Here is a 15,510-nt window from a genome sequence, read left to right on the forward strand (position 1 = left end):
GCCATTCAATTATTAATAGGGTCGAATTATAACTTTTCAAGGTTAAGCTGTTGTTTTGAAAAAGCTTACTGAAAGAATGCTCGTCAGGTTACTGAAAAATAAAAAAATATTATTTAGTCACAAGTCTTTTATTTTAGCCTTGGGAGATCAGCTTGTTTTGGGCGCATTTGTGATTAAATTCCAGTATCCTGACTGGAGCGCAAGATTCACTGAACTCCTGCGCTCGTCTGGTCGCATGATTTGGCCGCTCGCCTATTTCTTCCTGTTTGCAGCGCTTCTGGTCATTGATCGTCTTGTTAAAAAATTTGTTCTAGGTTTTGTGATTGCGATTATTGTTCTGGTTCAATATTGGGATGTTTCCAGCTGGCATGGATTTGTACAGCAGCAAATTACCAACGCTTCATCAGCTAGCTCGAGTGTTTTTGCTTGGAGATCCGATCCGCAGGTCATGCGGATGCTCACAATGGCTAATGAAATACAGCTACTGCCCGGTGATGATTGGCAACAACTTAAAATCATAAGCTGGCTATCAGCAAGATATGATCTGGTCAGTAATGTTGCCTATTTCGCTCGTACGAGTCCTAGCGTTCTGCGAACTAAAGCACAGGGGCAGCTTGACGCCCTGGCTCAAGGTGAACTCGTTCCAGGTGTGGTGTATGCAATCACTGATGCGGAGTTAGTGCTTGCGACCTGTCAGCGCTCAGGTGTGTTTTGCTACTCGGTCGATAAGATGGCGCTTGCAATAATAGCTAATCAACTATAAGCGTTTTATTGTGCAATGTCACCATTGTCATTGCAAAAAAAGAACCATAACCAGGGTCAATGTCTAGATGTTAAAATGCTAAAATGTAACAGACTTCTTGGCTATGGTTTTATTCGCTACCTCATGGTAGGCATTGTTCTTTTTATGATTGATTGGGTTGTTTTTTATTCCATGCTGCTGGTGATGGAAGCGAGTATTGATATGGCACAAATTGTTAGTCGCGCATGCGGGGCTTCTTGTGGTTTTGTCGTCCACAAATATTTTAGCTTTCGCGAGCTAACGCGACTGCGGTCATCCCGTACGGTATATCAAGGCTTTGGCTATTTCCTTGTCGCCCTTTTTAATATCATGATTTCACCGTTATTGCTTAATCTCGTTCTGATGCTGACGGCTGACACACTGTTCATCTCTAAGATTATCCTTGAAATGATTCTAGTGTTGCAGACCTATTTGTTGATGTTGCTGGTTTTTCGCTGGGATCGTCTTGCGTTGTTCACTGGTGTTCGGTTTTAGCGAGGCATGAGTAATGACGTTTTCTTGGCGAAAAATAACGAGCATGCGGGTGTTTGACCTGAAGACTTTGTTAGCATTCCGCATCCTAATCGCTGCCTTGATTGGTGGTGGAATTTCTATATGGATTCTATCGCTTGAATTCATTGTTGGTACCGCGGATGCCGTCAGATTCCCGCGGGGTGATCAAGCACAAGCGTTAACGGGTGCGCTGTATTTCTTTCAGGACCACTGGCATCTGCCGCTCTTTGCGATTGAGAATACCGGATTTGATTTGCCGGTCAATCTCGCCTTTACTGACAGTATTCCATTGCTGGCGTTGATTTTTAAGCCTTTGAGTATGTGGCTATCGATGCCAATCAATTATTTTGGCTACTGGATATTGATATGTTTTGTCCTGCAGTCAGTGTTTTTTATTCTGATATTAGATCAGTTAAGAATACGTGGGTTGGTGCCGGTGATCAGCGGGGCTATTATGATCTGCCTCGCTCCAGCAATGCTTTATCGTTTTTGGCTATGGCATCCAGCGCTTTGTGGACATTTTTTATTAACCGCGGCAATCTTTGGTTATTTGGTTGCTGATCATTGGCGTTCCACCCATTTTGTGTTGTTCTGGGGCGTGGAGCTGATTGCGGCACTCTGGATACATCCCTACTTTTTAGCCATGACTTATCCGGTGTTTATGCTTGCGATCATGAGGCGTCAGGGTTTTGCCTGGCACCGACAAGTCATTGCAAACAAGGTGATACTGCTCGTCGCGGTCACGGCGGCAATTGTACTGGCCGGATGGATTGGAGGGCACATCGGGGCGGGGTTCGACTCAAGAGCACCGAGCGATGGCTATGGAATCTATTCTATGAATTTGCTTGCTCCATTTGGTGCCATGGGAATGAGTACACTCTTCCCTGGTGGAGGCTATGCTCAGGGTACCGCTGCCCAGATCGATGGGTTCAACTATCTTGGCGCGGGTGTTTTTTTTGGTAGCCTTCTGTCACTTGTCGTTATCTATCGGGATTGGTCTAGCCACTCGGTTCGGGTGATGATGGCAGTGATGGAGACTTGGCCTCTTCTCATCCTTGTTGTGCTCTTCGCGCTGTACTCGTTGTCAAACCGTATATATTTCGCGGACATGCTTATTGCCGAGTATGAGGTGCCCGGCCTGATTCTTGGTTTGTTTGATACGTTTCGAGCATCGGGGCGTTTTTTTTGGATTGTTTATCCGCTGATGGTTGCAACGATCTGGTGGATTGTTTCACGAGCGTTCACTCCGCCAAAAGCAAATGTCATTATTCTCACCATTGTTGGTCTGCAGCTGATTGATACGTCGTCATTAAGAGATGCCATGGCCTCGGAAAAGCCTCCAGGTGAGATTGCCGTCAGCCGGGAGTGGCATGAGCTGATTTCCCGATACCATAGGATTGAACTCTACCCGCCGAGTCACTGTACCGATGACTGGGATAACATTGAGGATAACTTTTCATTGCAACTTCTTGCTGGCTATTATGGCCTGAGTACCAACAGTGTCTCTTCGGCGCGATTGGTTGTTCCCTGCGAGACAAGAAAAGCCGAGGCAAAAGTAACTGCTTTGACGCCTGGAAAGCTTGTATTCTTCCGTCGAGATGTATACGGTCAAGATTTTATCGAATCTCGAGGCTGGGCCGACTCTTGCGATACACGTGGTCAGTTTTATGTCTGCTCCAGTTCTGGTCGTTGATCAACCCGGCGCGATGCCGGAGTTATCTATTGTTGTCCCTGTTTATAATGAGGCCGAGGCTATATTGCCGTTTCTGTCCACGGTCATCAACTGTGTTGAATCTAGTGCCTCAAGTTTTGAGTTAATCATTGTCGATGACGGCTCGGAGGATGAGACCGCGCTGATCGTTAGCCACCTATCGGCGCGGGATTCAAGACTGACTCTCGTGCGATTATCACGCAATTTTGGTAAGGAGGCGGCATTAGATGCAGGCTTGATGATCGCCAAGGGTCGGGCGCTTTTGTTTATGGATGCCGATTACCAGCATCCGCCGTATTTGATTGCCAGCATGGTTGAGTCTTGGCGCGCTGGTGCTGATGTGGTCAATGCCAAAAAGCGCGCAAGAGGTTATGAGCATCGCTGGTACCGTTTCCTTTCCCATCGTTTTAATCAGTTATTTACTTCACTGTCGGGTGTCCCGCTTGATGGCGCTAGCGATTTCAAGCTGATCGATCGTCAGGTAGCCGAGGCGTTGAAGCAATGCCCGGAGCGCAACCGCTTCTTCCGTGGCCTGGTTGCATGGGTGGGTTTTCACCAGCAGGATATCTTATTTGATGTTGGCGAGAGGCATGCGGGACGATCAGGTTGGTCGTATGGACGCTTGTTCTCCTATGCTGTCAACAATATTTTGGCATTTACATCGTTTCCTTTGATCGCAATTGCTGGTCTTGGAGCTGCCGCGATTGTGGTTTCAGTGGTACTTGTTATCCAAACCCTGTTCAATTACATGTTGGGCAATGCGGTACAAGGGTTTACAACCGTGCTTGTCGCTATCGCATTCTTTGGTAGCGTCACGCTCTTGTCGGTGGGTGTTGTTGCCTTATATGTCGCGAAAATCTATGATGAGCAGAAAGCTCGGCCGGTCTATTTAGTCAAAGTAACTCGCCGCCAGTGCGAACGTCATGAATAAAGCCCTGTGCTACATGGATTTACTCGCGCTAGCTGGTAGGTGCTTTTGGCCAACGGAACAGGGGCCATCATGACCCTGGCATTGATCCTCCAGTTCACCCGTCAAGATCTCGTCGACCGTTACGCCGGCTCGCTGCTTGGCGGGCTCTGGACCTTCATCCAGCCGCTGGTCAACATGCTGGTGTTTATCCTGGTGTTCTCGCAGCTCATGGGCGCGCGGCTGCCAGCGTTCAGCGGCAGCGGTCGTTTTAGTTATAGCATCTATCTGGTCGCCGGGCTGCTCGGCTGGATTGCCTTTGCCTCGACGCTGACCCGCACCACCACGGTCTTCATCGATAAGGCGCACCTGATCACCAAGGTGCGTCTCTCGCTGTGGTGGCTGCCGCTGTTCGTCGTGCTGAGCGACAGCATCATCTTTCTGATCTCGGCGGGCTTCTTCCTCGGCTTCTTGCTGCTGATCGAGCATCCGATCACCGCGCGCTTCCTGTGGATTCCCCTCATCTTCGTGGTGCAGCAGAGCTTCGCTTATGCGCTTGGCCTGGTGCTGGCGATCCTAGGCGTCTTTCTGCGCGATATCCGTGAGTTGGTCACCGTGGTGCTGCAGCTGTGGTTCTGGCTGACGCCGATCGTCTACGTCTTCAGTATCATCCCTGAGGCCCTGCAGCCTCGGATGCAGCTCAACCCGATGTTTCCGGTGATCGATGCCTATCACTCCGTGGTGCTGTTCAACGCTCATCCACAGCCGTTGGGCCTGATCGTGCTCGTTGTCCTCACTGCGCTTCTGTTCGCGCTGGGCCGCTGGCTGTTCGTCCGCCTCGAGCGCGACATCCGTGACTTGATTTAACCATCATGATCGAAGCCATCGGGCTCACCAAGACCTTCAAGCTCTATCGCAGTCCTTCCGACCGCTTGCTCGAGAGCCTGCTGCGCAAGCCGCGTCACCGGCGCTATATCGCCTTGGATGAGGTCTCCTTTGCAGTAGAACCGGGCGAGACGCTCGGTATCCTTGGCCGCAATGGTGCCGGTAAGTCGACCTTGCTGAAGCTGTTGATGGGCGTGTTGCTACCGGATCGGGGCGAATTGCGCCTGAGCGGAAAGCTGACTGGTCTGCTGGAGCTTGGCACAGGTTTCGATACCAGCCTCACCGGGCTGCAGAACATCGAGCGCAATGGCCGGTTGCTCGGCATGAGCGGGCAGGAGATTGCCGATCGGCGCGCGGAGATCATCGCCTTCTCCGAGCTGGGCGATTACATTGGCGAGCCGTTGCGGACCTATTCCTCGGGCATGACGATGCGGCTGGCGTTTGCGATTGCCATCCATGCCGATCCGGCCTGCTTTCTGGTCGATGAGGCGCTCTCGGTGGGCGATGCCCACTTCCAGCAGAAGTGCATTCGGCGCATCAAGCAGTTTCGCGATCAGGGCGGCAGCCTGATCTTCGTCTCGCACGATCTGAACGCGGTCAAGGTGCTCTGTGATCGCGCTATCGTGCTTGAGCGTGGCCGGGTGGTGGCCGCGGGCACGCCGGATGCGGCGGTTAATGCCTACAACCGCATCATCGCCGATCTGGATGAGGATGCGCCGCTGCAGGCGTCTGTTGATGAGGCGGTTGGCGGCTACGGCAATCGTGCGCTTGAACTCATCGGTGGCGAACTCTGTGGCGAGGTCTCGGGTGCCGATCTGGTCAGCGCGGGCGAGCCGGTCTCTGTGTGCTTACGGATCAAGGCCCAACAGCGGATCGAGGACTTCACCCTAGGGATCCTGATCCGTGATCGCTTTGGTCAGGATGTGTTTGGCACCAACAGCTATTTTCTCGGGCAGCCGCTGACGGCGAGCGCAGGCGAGCGCCTGACAGTCGAGCTGTGCTTCCCGATGAATCTGGCGCCGGGCAAATATACCCTGACGGCGGCCCTGCACAGTGCCCACAATCATCTGCAGGATTGCTATCACTGGTGCGATAATCTGCTGCGCTTCGAGGTCGCCGGTATCATCGGGCCGGTGTTCTATGGCATCGCGCGCCTTGAGCCCCGGATGCGGGTGTATCCCGGCGGTCATGGCCCGCAGCCACCCTCGGAGGATGAAACGCGCGCGATTTCGGCTTAAGCCTGTGAACGAAGCCTGAGCGCCTCGGCGATCCTGAGTATCCAGATTCGGTCATCATCCAGACTGCCCTGCTGTTCTGGGGCAGACGTGTCGCCAACCACCAACCTCCCTAGCTGATCCGCATGAGCCAGCCCGACGTTGCCTCACACCAACCGCTCGACGTCGATGCGCTGATCGCTCGCATCAAGGCCGAGGCGGGCACTGATCAGGATGCCCTGCCGATGCCGGCGCTGGTTGGCGACGCCCTCAACAGCGCCGGTCAAGCGGATCAGCGCCCAGCCTCCGCATCGGCACTCGGCTGGCTGTTGAGCGCACTCAGCGACGAGGCCTTTCTCGAGGGCGCCTATCGAACGCTGCTCGGGCGAGCACCCGATGCGGTTGGCGCCGATGCCTATCGCCGTTCGTTGGCGCGTGGTGGTAGCCGCTTGCTGATCCTCTATATCCTTCGGTATTCGGCGGAGGGGCGGGCATGGGCCGGCGAGGCGGCTGCGTCTCGCAGCCACCTCAATCTGCTGCGGCAGCCCATGCTGCTATCGCGGCTGCGCCGCTATCTCAAGCGGGGTGGAACCTTGTCTGGCCTGCTGGGCCGGATGAAGGCCGTTGCCAGCGGGCCGGTCGCTGGCGGTCTTAGCCCTAGCCCTAGCCCTAGCCTTCTGAGCCCTAACAGCACTCAGCGACCGCAGCTGAAGCCTGCACCTTGGCTGTGGCTCTATCGGCTAGCGCCAGTGAAACGGCCATTGGGGCCATTCTTGCGGTTCGCGGAGCGGCGCTATCTGCGCAAGCATCCCGAACTCTATGCTCAGCAGGCAGTGTGGCAGTCTAACCAGCGTATCGATCAGCAGCACATCCGAGTCAGCCAGGTGGATGAGCGAGTCAGTCGGCTTAAGGCCGAGGCTGTCGAGACTCAAACTGGACTCGAGCACGAGGTTCAGCGTCGCGAGCGCCTGAGTAAAGATCTCGACTTCTTTCGCAGCGATCTCATCTATCATCGCCAGCAAGCCCAGGAGTTACTCACAGCGTTACGTTCAGCACAGGGCCAACGTACGCAGTCGTCTTATCATGACCAAGCGCCGGCACATCAAGGGCCAACAGCGCGCGAGTCGCTTGTCACCGAGCCGCTTTCTAACGAGGCGATCGCAACGGCGGCCGCGTCTCTGCAAGCGGTTCTGGACGCAACGGTCGACGATCGCCTCGATGCCTACTACGTCGCCTTTGAAGAGGAGTTCCGCGGCTCGCCGGAGCAGATCCGCGCAACCCAGGAAGGCTATGTGGCCGATCTGCTAGGCGCTGCTGTTGTTACCCCGGAGACGCCAGTGCTGGATCTCGGCTGTGGTCGTGGCGAATGGCTCGGCCTGCTCGCTGAGTCTGGTTTGCATGCGCAGGGCGTCGATAGCAACCGGGTGATGGTCGAACGCTGCCGTTCCTACGGACTCGATGCGCGCTGCGAGGATGCGCTGAGCGCGCTGCAGGCCCTGCCGGATGCGAGCCTCGGAGCGGTGAGCGCCTTTCATCTGATCGAGCATCTGCCCTTCGCGCTGCTGCATGCACTGCTCGAGCAGGCGCATCGGGTGCTGTGTCCTGGTGGCCTGTTGATCCTGGAGACCCCGAATCCGGAGAATGTCCTGGTCGGCAGCCACACCTTCTATCACGACCCCACCCATCGCAACCCGATGACGCCGACCGCCACGCGTTTTCTGGTGCGCTATCTCGGGTTTGCCGATCCCGAGATCCGCCGGCTTCATCCGTACCCCGAAAGTGCCAAGGTGCCCGGTCAGGATGCGCTGACCGAGCGGGTCAATGGCCACCTCTGTGGTCCGCAGGATTTTGCCCTCATTGCACGCAAGCCTAAGCGTCCAGTCGCGGCGCAGCGGGTGCCGTCCTCGACAGGGCGGGCAACTGCGACCGATGCGACCCAGCCCGCTGCATGAGAGTCCTGGTCACCGCCAATGTCACCCCCTTTCTCCAAGGGGGCGCCGATTATCACATCGAGGGCCTGACTGCAGCTCTGCGGGCGCAGGGCCATGAGGTCAGCTGCTTGCGTCTGCCGTTTAATTACCATCGGCCGCGCGACATTGATGCGCTGATGACCTTCTGCGATGGGCTCGATCTCAACCAGCCGAATGGTCAGCGGGTTGATGCCCTGATCAGTCTGCAGTTTCCGACCTATGGCGCCTTGCACGACAACCATCGGCTCTGGCTCATGCACCAACATCGCAGCGCCTATGAGCTGTTCGATGCCGCCGAGGCCAGTGCTGAGGATGAGGCTCGGCGTGATCGCATTCAGGCCTTCGATACCCGTGTGCTGGGGCGTATCCCAAAGCGGTTCGCCAACTCGGCGCGGGTCGCCGAGCGCCTGCATCATTACAACGGACTCGAGGCCGAGCCGCTCTATCATCCGCCCTTTGCCGCAGAGCAATTTCATTGCGCCGAGGCTGAGGGCTATCTGTTCTTTCCGTCCCGTTTCGAGACCCTCAAGCGTCAGGAGCTATTGATCCGCGCTGCGCGCCATCTGCAGACCTCGGTGGTGTTTCTGCTCGCGGGCGATGGCGGGCAGCGTGCGCGCTGCGAACGGCTGATCGCTGAGCTTGGGGTTAGCCAGCGTGTGCGCCTGCTGGGCCGGGTCAGCGAGGCCGAGAAGCGTGCCTTTTATGCCCACAGCCTGGGCGTCTTCTATGGCCCGCGTGATGAGGACTATGGCTATGTCACGCTCGAGGCGATGCTCTCCTCCAAGCCGGTGATCTGCTGCACGGATGCCGGGGGGCCGCTGGAGTTGGTTCGCCATCAGGAGACCGGCCTGGTGGTCGAGCCGACCCCAGAGGCAGTGGCGGCCGCTGCCGATCAGTTGCAGCGTGATCCAGCGCTGGCGCGAGCGCTTGGCGAGGCTGGGCGTCAGCGTTATATCGACCTTGGCATCGCTTGGGCGCATGTGGTGCGGCGCCTCTTGGCGTAGCCGGCGGCATTGGTAGGAACGAGCATCCATGAAGATTGCGATCGTCGCCCCGAGTGGCGTCCCGTTTCAGGTCGGTGGCGCCGAGAAGCTTTGGTGGGGGCTGCAGGCCGCCATCAATCAGCTCAGCGAGCATGACGCCGAACTGATCAAGCTGCCGAGTCCAGAGCAGGATTTCTGGGGCCTGATCGATAGTTATCGCGCCTTCAGTCAGCTGCAACTGGACCACTTCGACCTGGTCATCAGCACCAAGTATCCAGCCTGGATGGTCGCGCATCCAAACCATGTCTGCTATCTGCAGCATAAGCTGCGTGGTCTCTACGATACCTATCACTTTACCGGGCTGCCCACCGTGCTGCCGCGACTACCGCGCGTGCTGAAACCGCTGCAGGTGCTGCTTGAGTCCAGTCGTGGCGAGCGCGCTGAGCTGGAACCCCTGTTTGCCGAGCTTGAGCGCCTGCGCGTCGAGGCAATCAGCCCAACCTCAACGATTGCCGATCATTTTCTGCTACCGAGCCCCCTGGTGCGACGCATCATCCATGTGTTGGATGACATCGGTCTGGCGCCAAGTGCGATCCGCCGCTATCTGGCCATCTCAGCCACCGTCGCTGCACGTGCAGACTATTTCCCGGCTGGCGCTGAGGTTGCGGTACTGCATCATCCCTCGGATCTGCCACGTGCCGAGTGCAGCGCCTATGAATCGGTCTTCACCGCTAGCCGGCTCGATCATCCCAAGCGCTTGCACCTGCTGATCGATGCCTTCCGCCAGGTCGAGACCGATCGGTCGTTTCGGATTGCCGGCACCGGCCCGGCCGCTGCGGAGCTACAAGCGCGTGCTGCCGGTGATCCGCGCATCCAGTTCCTTGGTCATATCAGCGACGCGCAGATGATCCAGGAATATGGGCGCGCCCTGTTCGTGCCCTTCGTGCCCTATGACGAAGACTATGGCCTGATCACCCTGGAGGCGATGCGCGCCGCCAAGCCGGTGCTCACCAGCACCGATGCCGGCGGTGTCAATGAACTGGTCGAGCATGATCGCACCGGACTGAGCGTCGCGCCTGAGCCGGCCGCGTTGGCGGCGGCCATGCGGCAATTGATCGCTGATCCGGCGGCGACCCGCACCATGGGTGAGGCCGCGCGGGCGCGTGTGGCTGAGATCAACTGGCCGCAGACCCTTGAGCTGTTGCTTGACGAGCCGCTGCCGCAACGGCCATCGCAGCGGCAACCACAGCGGCATCTGCAAGAGAGAACCGTTCAGCATTCGGTCCAGCAACGCCCCAAGGTGGTGGTGGCGGTCGATTTTCCGATCTATCCACCGCGCGGTGGTGGCCAGGCCCGGATCTATCATCTGTATCGCGCGATCGCCCAAGCCGCCGACTGTACTCTGGTGACCCTCTGCGATGATCCAGCGCTTGCCGGCACCTTTCGGCTGGCGCCGGGCCTGATCGAGCAACGCATCGCGAAGAGTCGAGCCCATCGTAAGGCCGCGGTCGCGCTCAGCCTGGAGCTGGAGGTGTCGGCGGAGGACATCGCCACCCTGTTGCACCAGGGCAAGACCCCCGCCTATGCCCAGGCCCTTGCCGCGGCGGCGGCCGGCTGCGATCTGCTGATCGCTTCGCATCCCTATCTGTATCCGAGCATTCAGGGCTTGCGGGTGCCGCGCCTTTGGTACGAGGCGCACAATGTCGAGGGGGACATGAAGCGCGCCGTGCTCGGTGACGGATTGGTGGCAACAGGCTATCTAAGGCAGGTCGCCGCGACCGAGCATGCGCTCTGCCAAGCCGCTGAGCGCATCATGGTCTGTGCACGTACAGATGCGGAGCGCCTCTCGGTGCTTTACGGGATCGATACGGCAAAGTGCCTTGAGGTGCCAAATGGTGTTGACACTCAGGCTGTGCGCTTCGCCGATAATCAGCGGCGCGAATCCGTGCGCCAGCGTCTTGGGCTCGCGCAGCGCCGCACGGTGCTGTTTATTGGCAGCTGGCATCAACCGAACATTGAGGCCGTTTCGGCCCTGAAGCGGATTGCCGAACAGCAACCGGCGATCGATATCCTTGTCGTCGGCAGCGTTTGCAATCATCCGGTCATGCGACAGCGACCGAGCAATCTACAGGCCCTTGGCGTGTTATCCGATGCAGAGCTGACGGTTCTGCTCGAGGCCGTTGATCTGGCATTGAATCCGGTTACGAGTGGTTCTGGCACCAATCTGAAGATGCTCCACTACGCTGCCGCTGGATTGCCTATATTGACCACGCCATTCGGCAACCGCGGGTTAGTCTTTCGCGCTGGCAAACATCTCGAGTGCGCAGATCTCTCTGAGCTTCCCGCCGCCTTGTCTCGACTGCTCGTCGATCAGCGAGATGGTCTTGAGGCGCGCGCGCGTGCGGCTCGCGTGCTCACCGAAAGGCACTACGATTGGCGCTTGATTGCTAAGTCGGTGGCTCAGGCATTAGGCGCTATCCCTGGGCAGACCTAGGAAAACAGAGCCGCCTTTGTGGCCGCGGTCAGTCGCCACGCATCGAAGCCGCGAGTGCATCGGTGAGGGGGCGCATCACATAATTCAGTGCGGTTCGCTCACCCGTGATGATGAATACATCGGCCGACATGCCAGCGAGGATCGGCTGCTCATCGAGCAACAGTCGTTGTTCCTCCGGTACCTCGATGCGCGCGAGGAAGTACGGCTGGCCATCTGCTGTTTCGAGGCGATCTGCGGAGACCGTTGTGACCCGGCCACGCACCACCGGTGTGGTGCGAAAATTCAGTGCGGTGAAGCGCACGTCGGCCTCTAGGCCGGCATGAACCTTGTCGATGTCATCCGGGTTGACCTCGGCATCGACCACCAAGCGCTCGGTTTCGGGGATAATATCCATTAGCTTGTCTCCCGGGGCTAGCACGGCGCCTACTGTGTGTACCTCGAGTCCGACGACGCGGCCGCCAACGGGTGCCTCGATCGTTGTGCGCTGGACCTGATCGGTGAGGCGTCGTTGACGCTGCTGGGCATCAAAGATCCGTTGTCGCACTTCGCTGAGCTGACTGACAACATCGGTTCGGAAGCTCTGTTGGGCCTGCTGGATCTCGAGCTGGGTCTCCTCAATACTGAGTTCGGCCTGGGTGCGCTGCGTGCGCACCGTCGACAGATCCCCGCGCACTTCAGCGAGTTCGCGCTCTAAGAGGCGAAGCCGAACCTTATCACCAAGTCCGTCGGCGAACAGCGAGCGCAGACCGGTGAGTTCTTCCCCGTAGAGTGCAATGCGCTCTTCGAAAAGTACTTCGCGCTCCTCAAGCCCCTCTATCTCCTTGCGGAGCGAGAGAATGCGCTGTTTGAGAACGTTGATCTTACCTTGGAGATCAAGCCGACGCTCTTCGAAGACTGCGCTTTCAGCGGCCATGAGGTCGTCTAAGCGCGGGTCAGCTTTGGCCAGCTCTAATAGGGAGCCTGAGAATGCCACCTGCTCGTTGCCGTCACGCTCGGCTTTCAGACGTGCCTCAATCGCCTGTGCGGCGCCAAGCTCACTGCGAACGGCGTCGAGTTGCGAGGCGAACTGAGTATCATCGAGGAGTGCGACTGGCTCGCCGGCCGCGACCAGATCGCCTTCACGCACCAGCAGTTTACGAATGATACCGCCTTCCAGATGCTGAACTGCCTGTCGGTAGGACTCCACCGTGACCACGCCGCGAGCGACGGCAGCGCCATCAATCTTGGCCGAACCAGCCCAGCCGACGACTCCGAAGAGTAGGAAAAAGCTCAGCGCGTAACCAAACCAACGCAGGCCTCGATCACTCTTCAAGGCCTCAGGAGCACGCGGGAGCGTATTTTCCGTCATCTTCATCTTGGTGGTCATGCTGAGCATTGCCTCTGACGTCTTGACCCCGCTCCGCATCGGAGCGGACCGATCAAAGACCACTATTGGGTGGCTTCGTTGCTACCTTCGGCCGACTCCAGCAGCCGCTGGGTGCCGCCTGCAAGGCTCAATGACTTCGGTTTCAGTACTCGCGAGAGCACTTCGTCACGCGGGCCGAAGGCCTCGACCTGGCCGTGCTTGAGCACCAAGACCTTGTCTACGGCCTTAAGCATGTTGGGGCGGTGCGAGATAACGATCAACGTGCATCCAGCAGCGTTAAGGTCTGCCATGGCCTCGAACAGTGCCTTCTCGCCACGCTCGTCGAGACTCGAATTTGGCTCGTCGAGAATCACCAGGCGCGGATCACCGTAGAGCGCACGCGCCAGAGCAATGCGTTGCCGTTGTCCGCCGGACAGGCCTAGCCCACCTGGGCCGATCATCGTGTTGTAGCCATTCGGGAGTTGGGAGATCAGCTCGTGGGCGCGCGCGCGAACAGCGGCATCGACCACTAGAGCGTCGTCCATCAGATTGAAACGACCGATGTTCTCGGCAATGGTTCCAGCGAAGAGTTCGGTGTCTTGCGGCAGATAGCCGATATGATGACCGAGTTCTTCGCGGTTGTAGAGGCTGATGTCAGCGCCATCAAGCCGCACCGATCCAGCCATCAGTGGCCAGATCCCCAATACCACGCGGGCGAGGGTCGACTTGCCGGCAGCGGAGGGCCCGATGACCCCAAGGGTTTCACCTGCGGTGATCTCGAAGCTCACCCCGCGCAGCACAGGATGTTCGGCGCCCGGTGGGCGCGCTACCACACCTGCGAGCTGAATGCGACCCTCTGGAGCGGGTAGCGAGAGTTGCCGCTGACGCGCTGGCATGATTTCGAGTAGAGCGTGCAGGCGCCCATAGGCGGCGCGGGCACTGAGCAGCGATTTCCAGTTGCCGATGACCTGTCCGAGGGGACCAATCGCCTTACCGGCAAGAATGGCCGCGGCGATAATGACACCAGGTGTGATGAGCTGTTGGATTGCCAGATAACCAGCGGCGCCGAGAATGACCGGGCGGATCATGATCTGGATGAACCTACTCAACGACTCCATGCTGGCGCTGCGCTCCTGCGTGATGCCTTGCCAACCGAGCGTTTGTTCGTGCTGATCGCGCCAACGTTGGAAGATGCGCTCACGCATCCCGAGTGCTTCGATCACTTCGACATTGCGTAAATTCGCAGTCAACATCCGCCGCTCGCGAATGGCCTGTTCCGAGGCGATCATCGCCGGCTCACGCGTACGCACTTCGTTGATGACACCGATGATCAGCAGGAGGATGCCGCCGGTCAGCGCTAAGTAGCCCAGGACGGGGTGGAACAAAAAGATGATGGCGAGGAAGATCGGCACCATCGGCAAGTCGAAGAAACCGTTCAGCGCTCCGCCGCCAAGAAAATGACGCAGATGATCGAGATCCTCGAGCGGCTGTGTGGTCTCCTTGCCGCCGGTGCCGCGGGCAACGTCGACGGTTGCATTGAAGACGCGCTCGTTGATCATCGTGTCTAGGCGCGTTCCCATGCGAAATAACATCGTCGAGCGCACCCACAGCAGTAATCCCATGATGATCAACAGAAAGACCACCAACAGGAACAGGGCGACGAGCGTTGGCCCGCTGCGCGAGGGGATGATCCGGTCATACAGGCTGAGCATGAATAGGATCGGTGCCAGCATGAGCAGGTTGATCAGTAGGCTGAAGAAGCCCGCGCTGATGATGGTCGCACGCGTGCGAAGCAGTGCCTCTTTGATACTGTCGGTAGGGCGATGGTTGGGGTTCAGATGGTTGGGGTTCACCGGCTTCTAGTCTTCCCAAGCAAATGAGAGCGTGTCATCTTCACCTGCTCGTTCGAGATAGTCCTGGGCCTTTTCCTCAAGGTGCTGACGCTGCTGATCGTGGGCCTTAGCGAGCACCTTGTTCAAGGCCAAATGACGTTCTGAGAGTCCTTGGAAGAGTGCGAGCATCAAGGCGCCGCTGCGGTTCAGTTGGACTAGGGCTGAGCCATCTAGCTGTGCAAGCTTGGCTTGGTCGATACGCAGAAGCCTAGATATTGGATCTGGCTGCGAAGGAACGTCATTGGCTTCGTCCGTCTCTTCCATGAGCATTGGCCAGGCTTGCACGAGGTTGAGTTGTTGGAGTACCGCGCAGGCCTCGGCCGTTGCTGTTCGGCTGGCCTCCAGGGTTTCCAGGAAGGTTTGCATCTCTTTGATCGCTTCGCTCGGCTCGTTTCCCTCAAAGAACGGCTCGCTGTCTTCTTCTGTGTCGACGATCAAGCCACTGCTCTCATCGATATGCAGGACGAGATGCTGCTCCTGATCGCGTTTCAGACGAAAGGGATAGGCGCGCAGAAGTGCCGGTATGTAACTGCCCAGCCAGTTTCCGTTGGCGCCAACGTAGAGACAGTCGCCCTCGGGTCGTGACAAGATCGCCACAGGGAAGAGGCGATCATCGCGTTGCACAAAGCCAAACGGGAGCGACAACGTTGCCTCTTCGATCTCAGCGAGTACAAGGCCACAGAGCCCGACCTTGCGGGCGAAGCCATAAGTGTGACACTGCCGCCAGCGACGTTTTCCATGGCGCGAGTAGGATACCGCGACGGGCTCTGGCATCGGATCATCTCCTGACATTCGAGTGCGGGCCATTGGCTGTG

General features: G+C 57.7%; 12 protein-coding genes. 9 read left to right on the top strand and 3 right to left on the bottom strand.

Translation table 11 applies throughout. The features are described 5' to 3' along the window. Nucleotides 1-55 precede the first annotated feature (55 nt). The 9 genes from CCR96_RS04050 to CCR96_RS04090 all read left to right on the top strand — a co-directional run bounded on the left by CCR96_RS04050 (nucleotide 56) and on the right by CCR96_RS04090 (nucleotide 11,458). Complete coding sequence (locus tag CCR96_RS04050) at nucleotides 56-763, top strand: DUF6311 domain-containing protein (RefSeq protein ID WP_201217660.1); 708 nt, start codon at nucleotides 56-58, stop codon at nucleotides 761-763. Nucleotides 764-838: 75 nt separating this feature from the next. After that, complete coding sequence (locus tag CCR96_RS04055; RefSeq protein WP_201217662.1) at nucleotides 839-1,276, top strand: GtrA family protein; 438 nt, start codon at nucleotides 839-841, stop codon at nucleotides 1,274-1,276. 49 nt (nucleotides 1,277-1,325) lie between these two features. Then, nucleotides 1,326-2,987 (top strand): DUF6311 domain-containing protein, encoded by a 1,662-nt coding sequence (locus CCR96_RS04060; protein ID WP_201217664.1) that lies wholly within the window; start codon nucleotides 1,326-1,328, stop codon nucleotides 2,985-2,987. Continuing rightward, nucleotides 2,962-3,936 carry a glycosyltransferase family 2 protein gene (locus CCR96_RS04065; protein WP_201217666.1) on the top strand — a complete coding sequence of 325 codons (975 nt, stop codon included), beginning with the start codon at nucleotides 2,962-2,964 and terminating at the stop codon, nucleotides 3,934-3,936. Before CCR96_RS04060 ends, CCR96_RS04065 begins: the two co-directional genes overlap by 26 nt. 69 nt (nucleotides 3,937-4,005) lie before the next feature. Next, nucleotides 4,006-4,779, top strand: coding sequence for an ABC transporter permease (locus CCR96_RS04070; RefSeq protein WP_201217669.1), 774 nt, complete (start codon nucleotides 4,006-4,008; stop codon nucleotides 4,777-4,779). A 5-nt stretch (nucleotides 4,780-4,784) separates the two neighbouring features. After that, nucleotides 4,785-6,035 carry an ABC transporter ATP-binding protein gene (locus CCR96_RS04075; protein ID WP_201217671.1) on the top strand — a complete coding sequence of 417 codons (1,251 nt, stop codon included), beginning with the start codon at nucleotides 4,785-4,787 and terminating at the stop codon, nucleotides 6,033-6,035. A gap of 122 nt (nucleotides 6,036-6,157) precedes the next feature. Beyond that, nucleotides 6,158-7,963 (top strand): class I SAM-dependent methyltransferase, encoded by a 1,806-nt coding sequence (locus CCR96_RS04080; RefSeq protein ID WP_201217674.1) that lies wholly within the window; start codon nucleotides 6,158-6,160, stop codon nucleotides 7,961-7,963. Then, nucleotides 7,960-8,985 (top strand): glycosyltransferase family 4 protein, encoded by a 1,026-nt coding sequence (locus tag CCR96_RS04085; RefSeq protein WP_201217677.1) that lies wholly within the window; start codon nucleotides 7,960-7,962, stop codon nucleotides 8,983-8,985. The genes CCR96_RS04080 and CCR96_RS04085 overlap by 4 nt, the downstream gene beginning before the upstream one ends. Nucleotides 8,986-9,013: 28 nt before the next feature. Then, a complete protein-coding gene (locus tag CCR96_RS04090; protein WP_201217679.1) occupies nucleotides 9,014-11,458 on the top strand; it encodes a glycosyltransferase family 4 protein in 2,445 nt (814 codons plus the stop codon). Between the two features lie 28 nt (nucleotides 11,459-11,486). Here the strand turns inward: CCR96_RS04090 and CCR96_RS04095 are convergent, their stop codons facing one another. The 3 genes from CCR96_RS04095 to CCR96_RS04105 form a co-directional block, all read right to left on the bottom strand. Continuing rightward, nucleotides 11,487-12,824, bottom strand: a complete 1,338-nt coding sequence (locus tag CCR96_RS04095; RefSeq protein WP_201217681.1) for an HlyD family type I secretion periplasmic adaptor subunit — start codon at nucleotides 12,822-12,824, stop codon at nucleotides 11,487-11,489. 62 nt (nucleotides 12,825-12,886) lie between these two features. Beyond that, a complete protein-coding gene (locus CCR96_RS04100; protein WP_338035804.1) occupies nucleotides 12,887-14,656 on the bottom strand; it encodes a type I secretion system permease/ATPase in 1,770 nt (589 codons plus the stop codon). A 6-nt stretch (nucleotides 14,657-14,662) separates the two neighbouring features. Further along, on the bottom strand, nucleotides 14,663-15,469 hold the full coding sequence (locus CCR96_RS04105) for a SapC family protein (RefSeq protein ID WP_201217684.1): 807 nt from the start codon (nucleotides 15,467-15,469) through the stop codon (nucleotides 14,663-14,665). Nucleotides 15,470-15,510: the final 41 nt, after the last annotated feature.

Origin of the sequence: Halochromatium roseum, from assembly GCF_016653315.1 — a bacterium.
GTDB lineage: Bacteria > Pseudomonadota > Gammaproteobacteria > Chromatiales > Chromatiaceae > Lamprobacter > Lamprobacter roseus.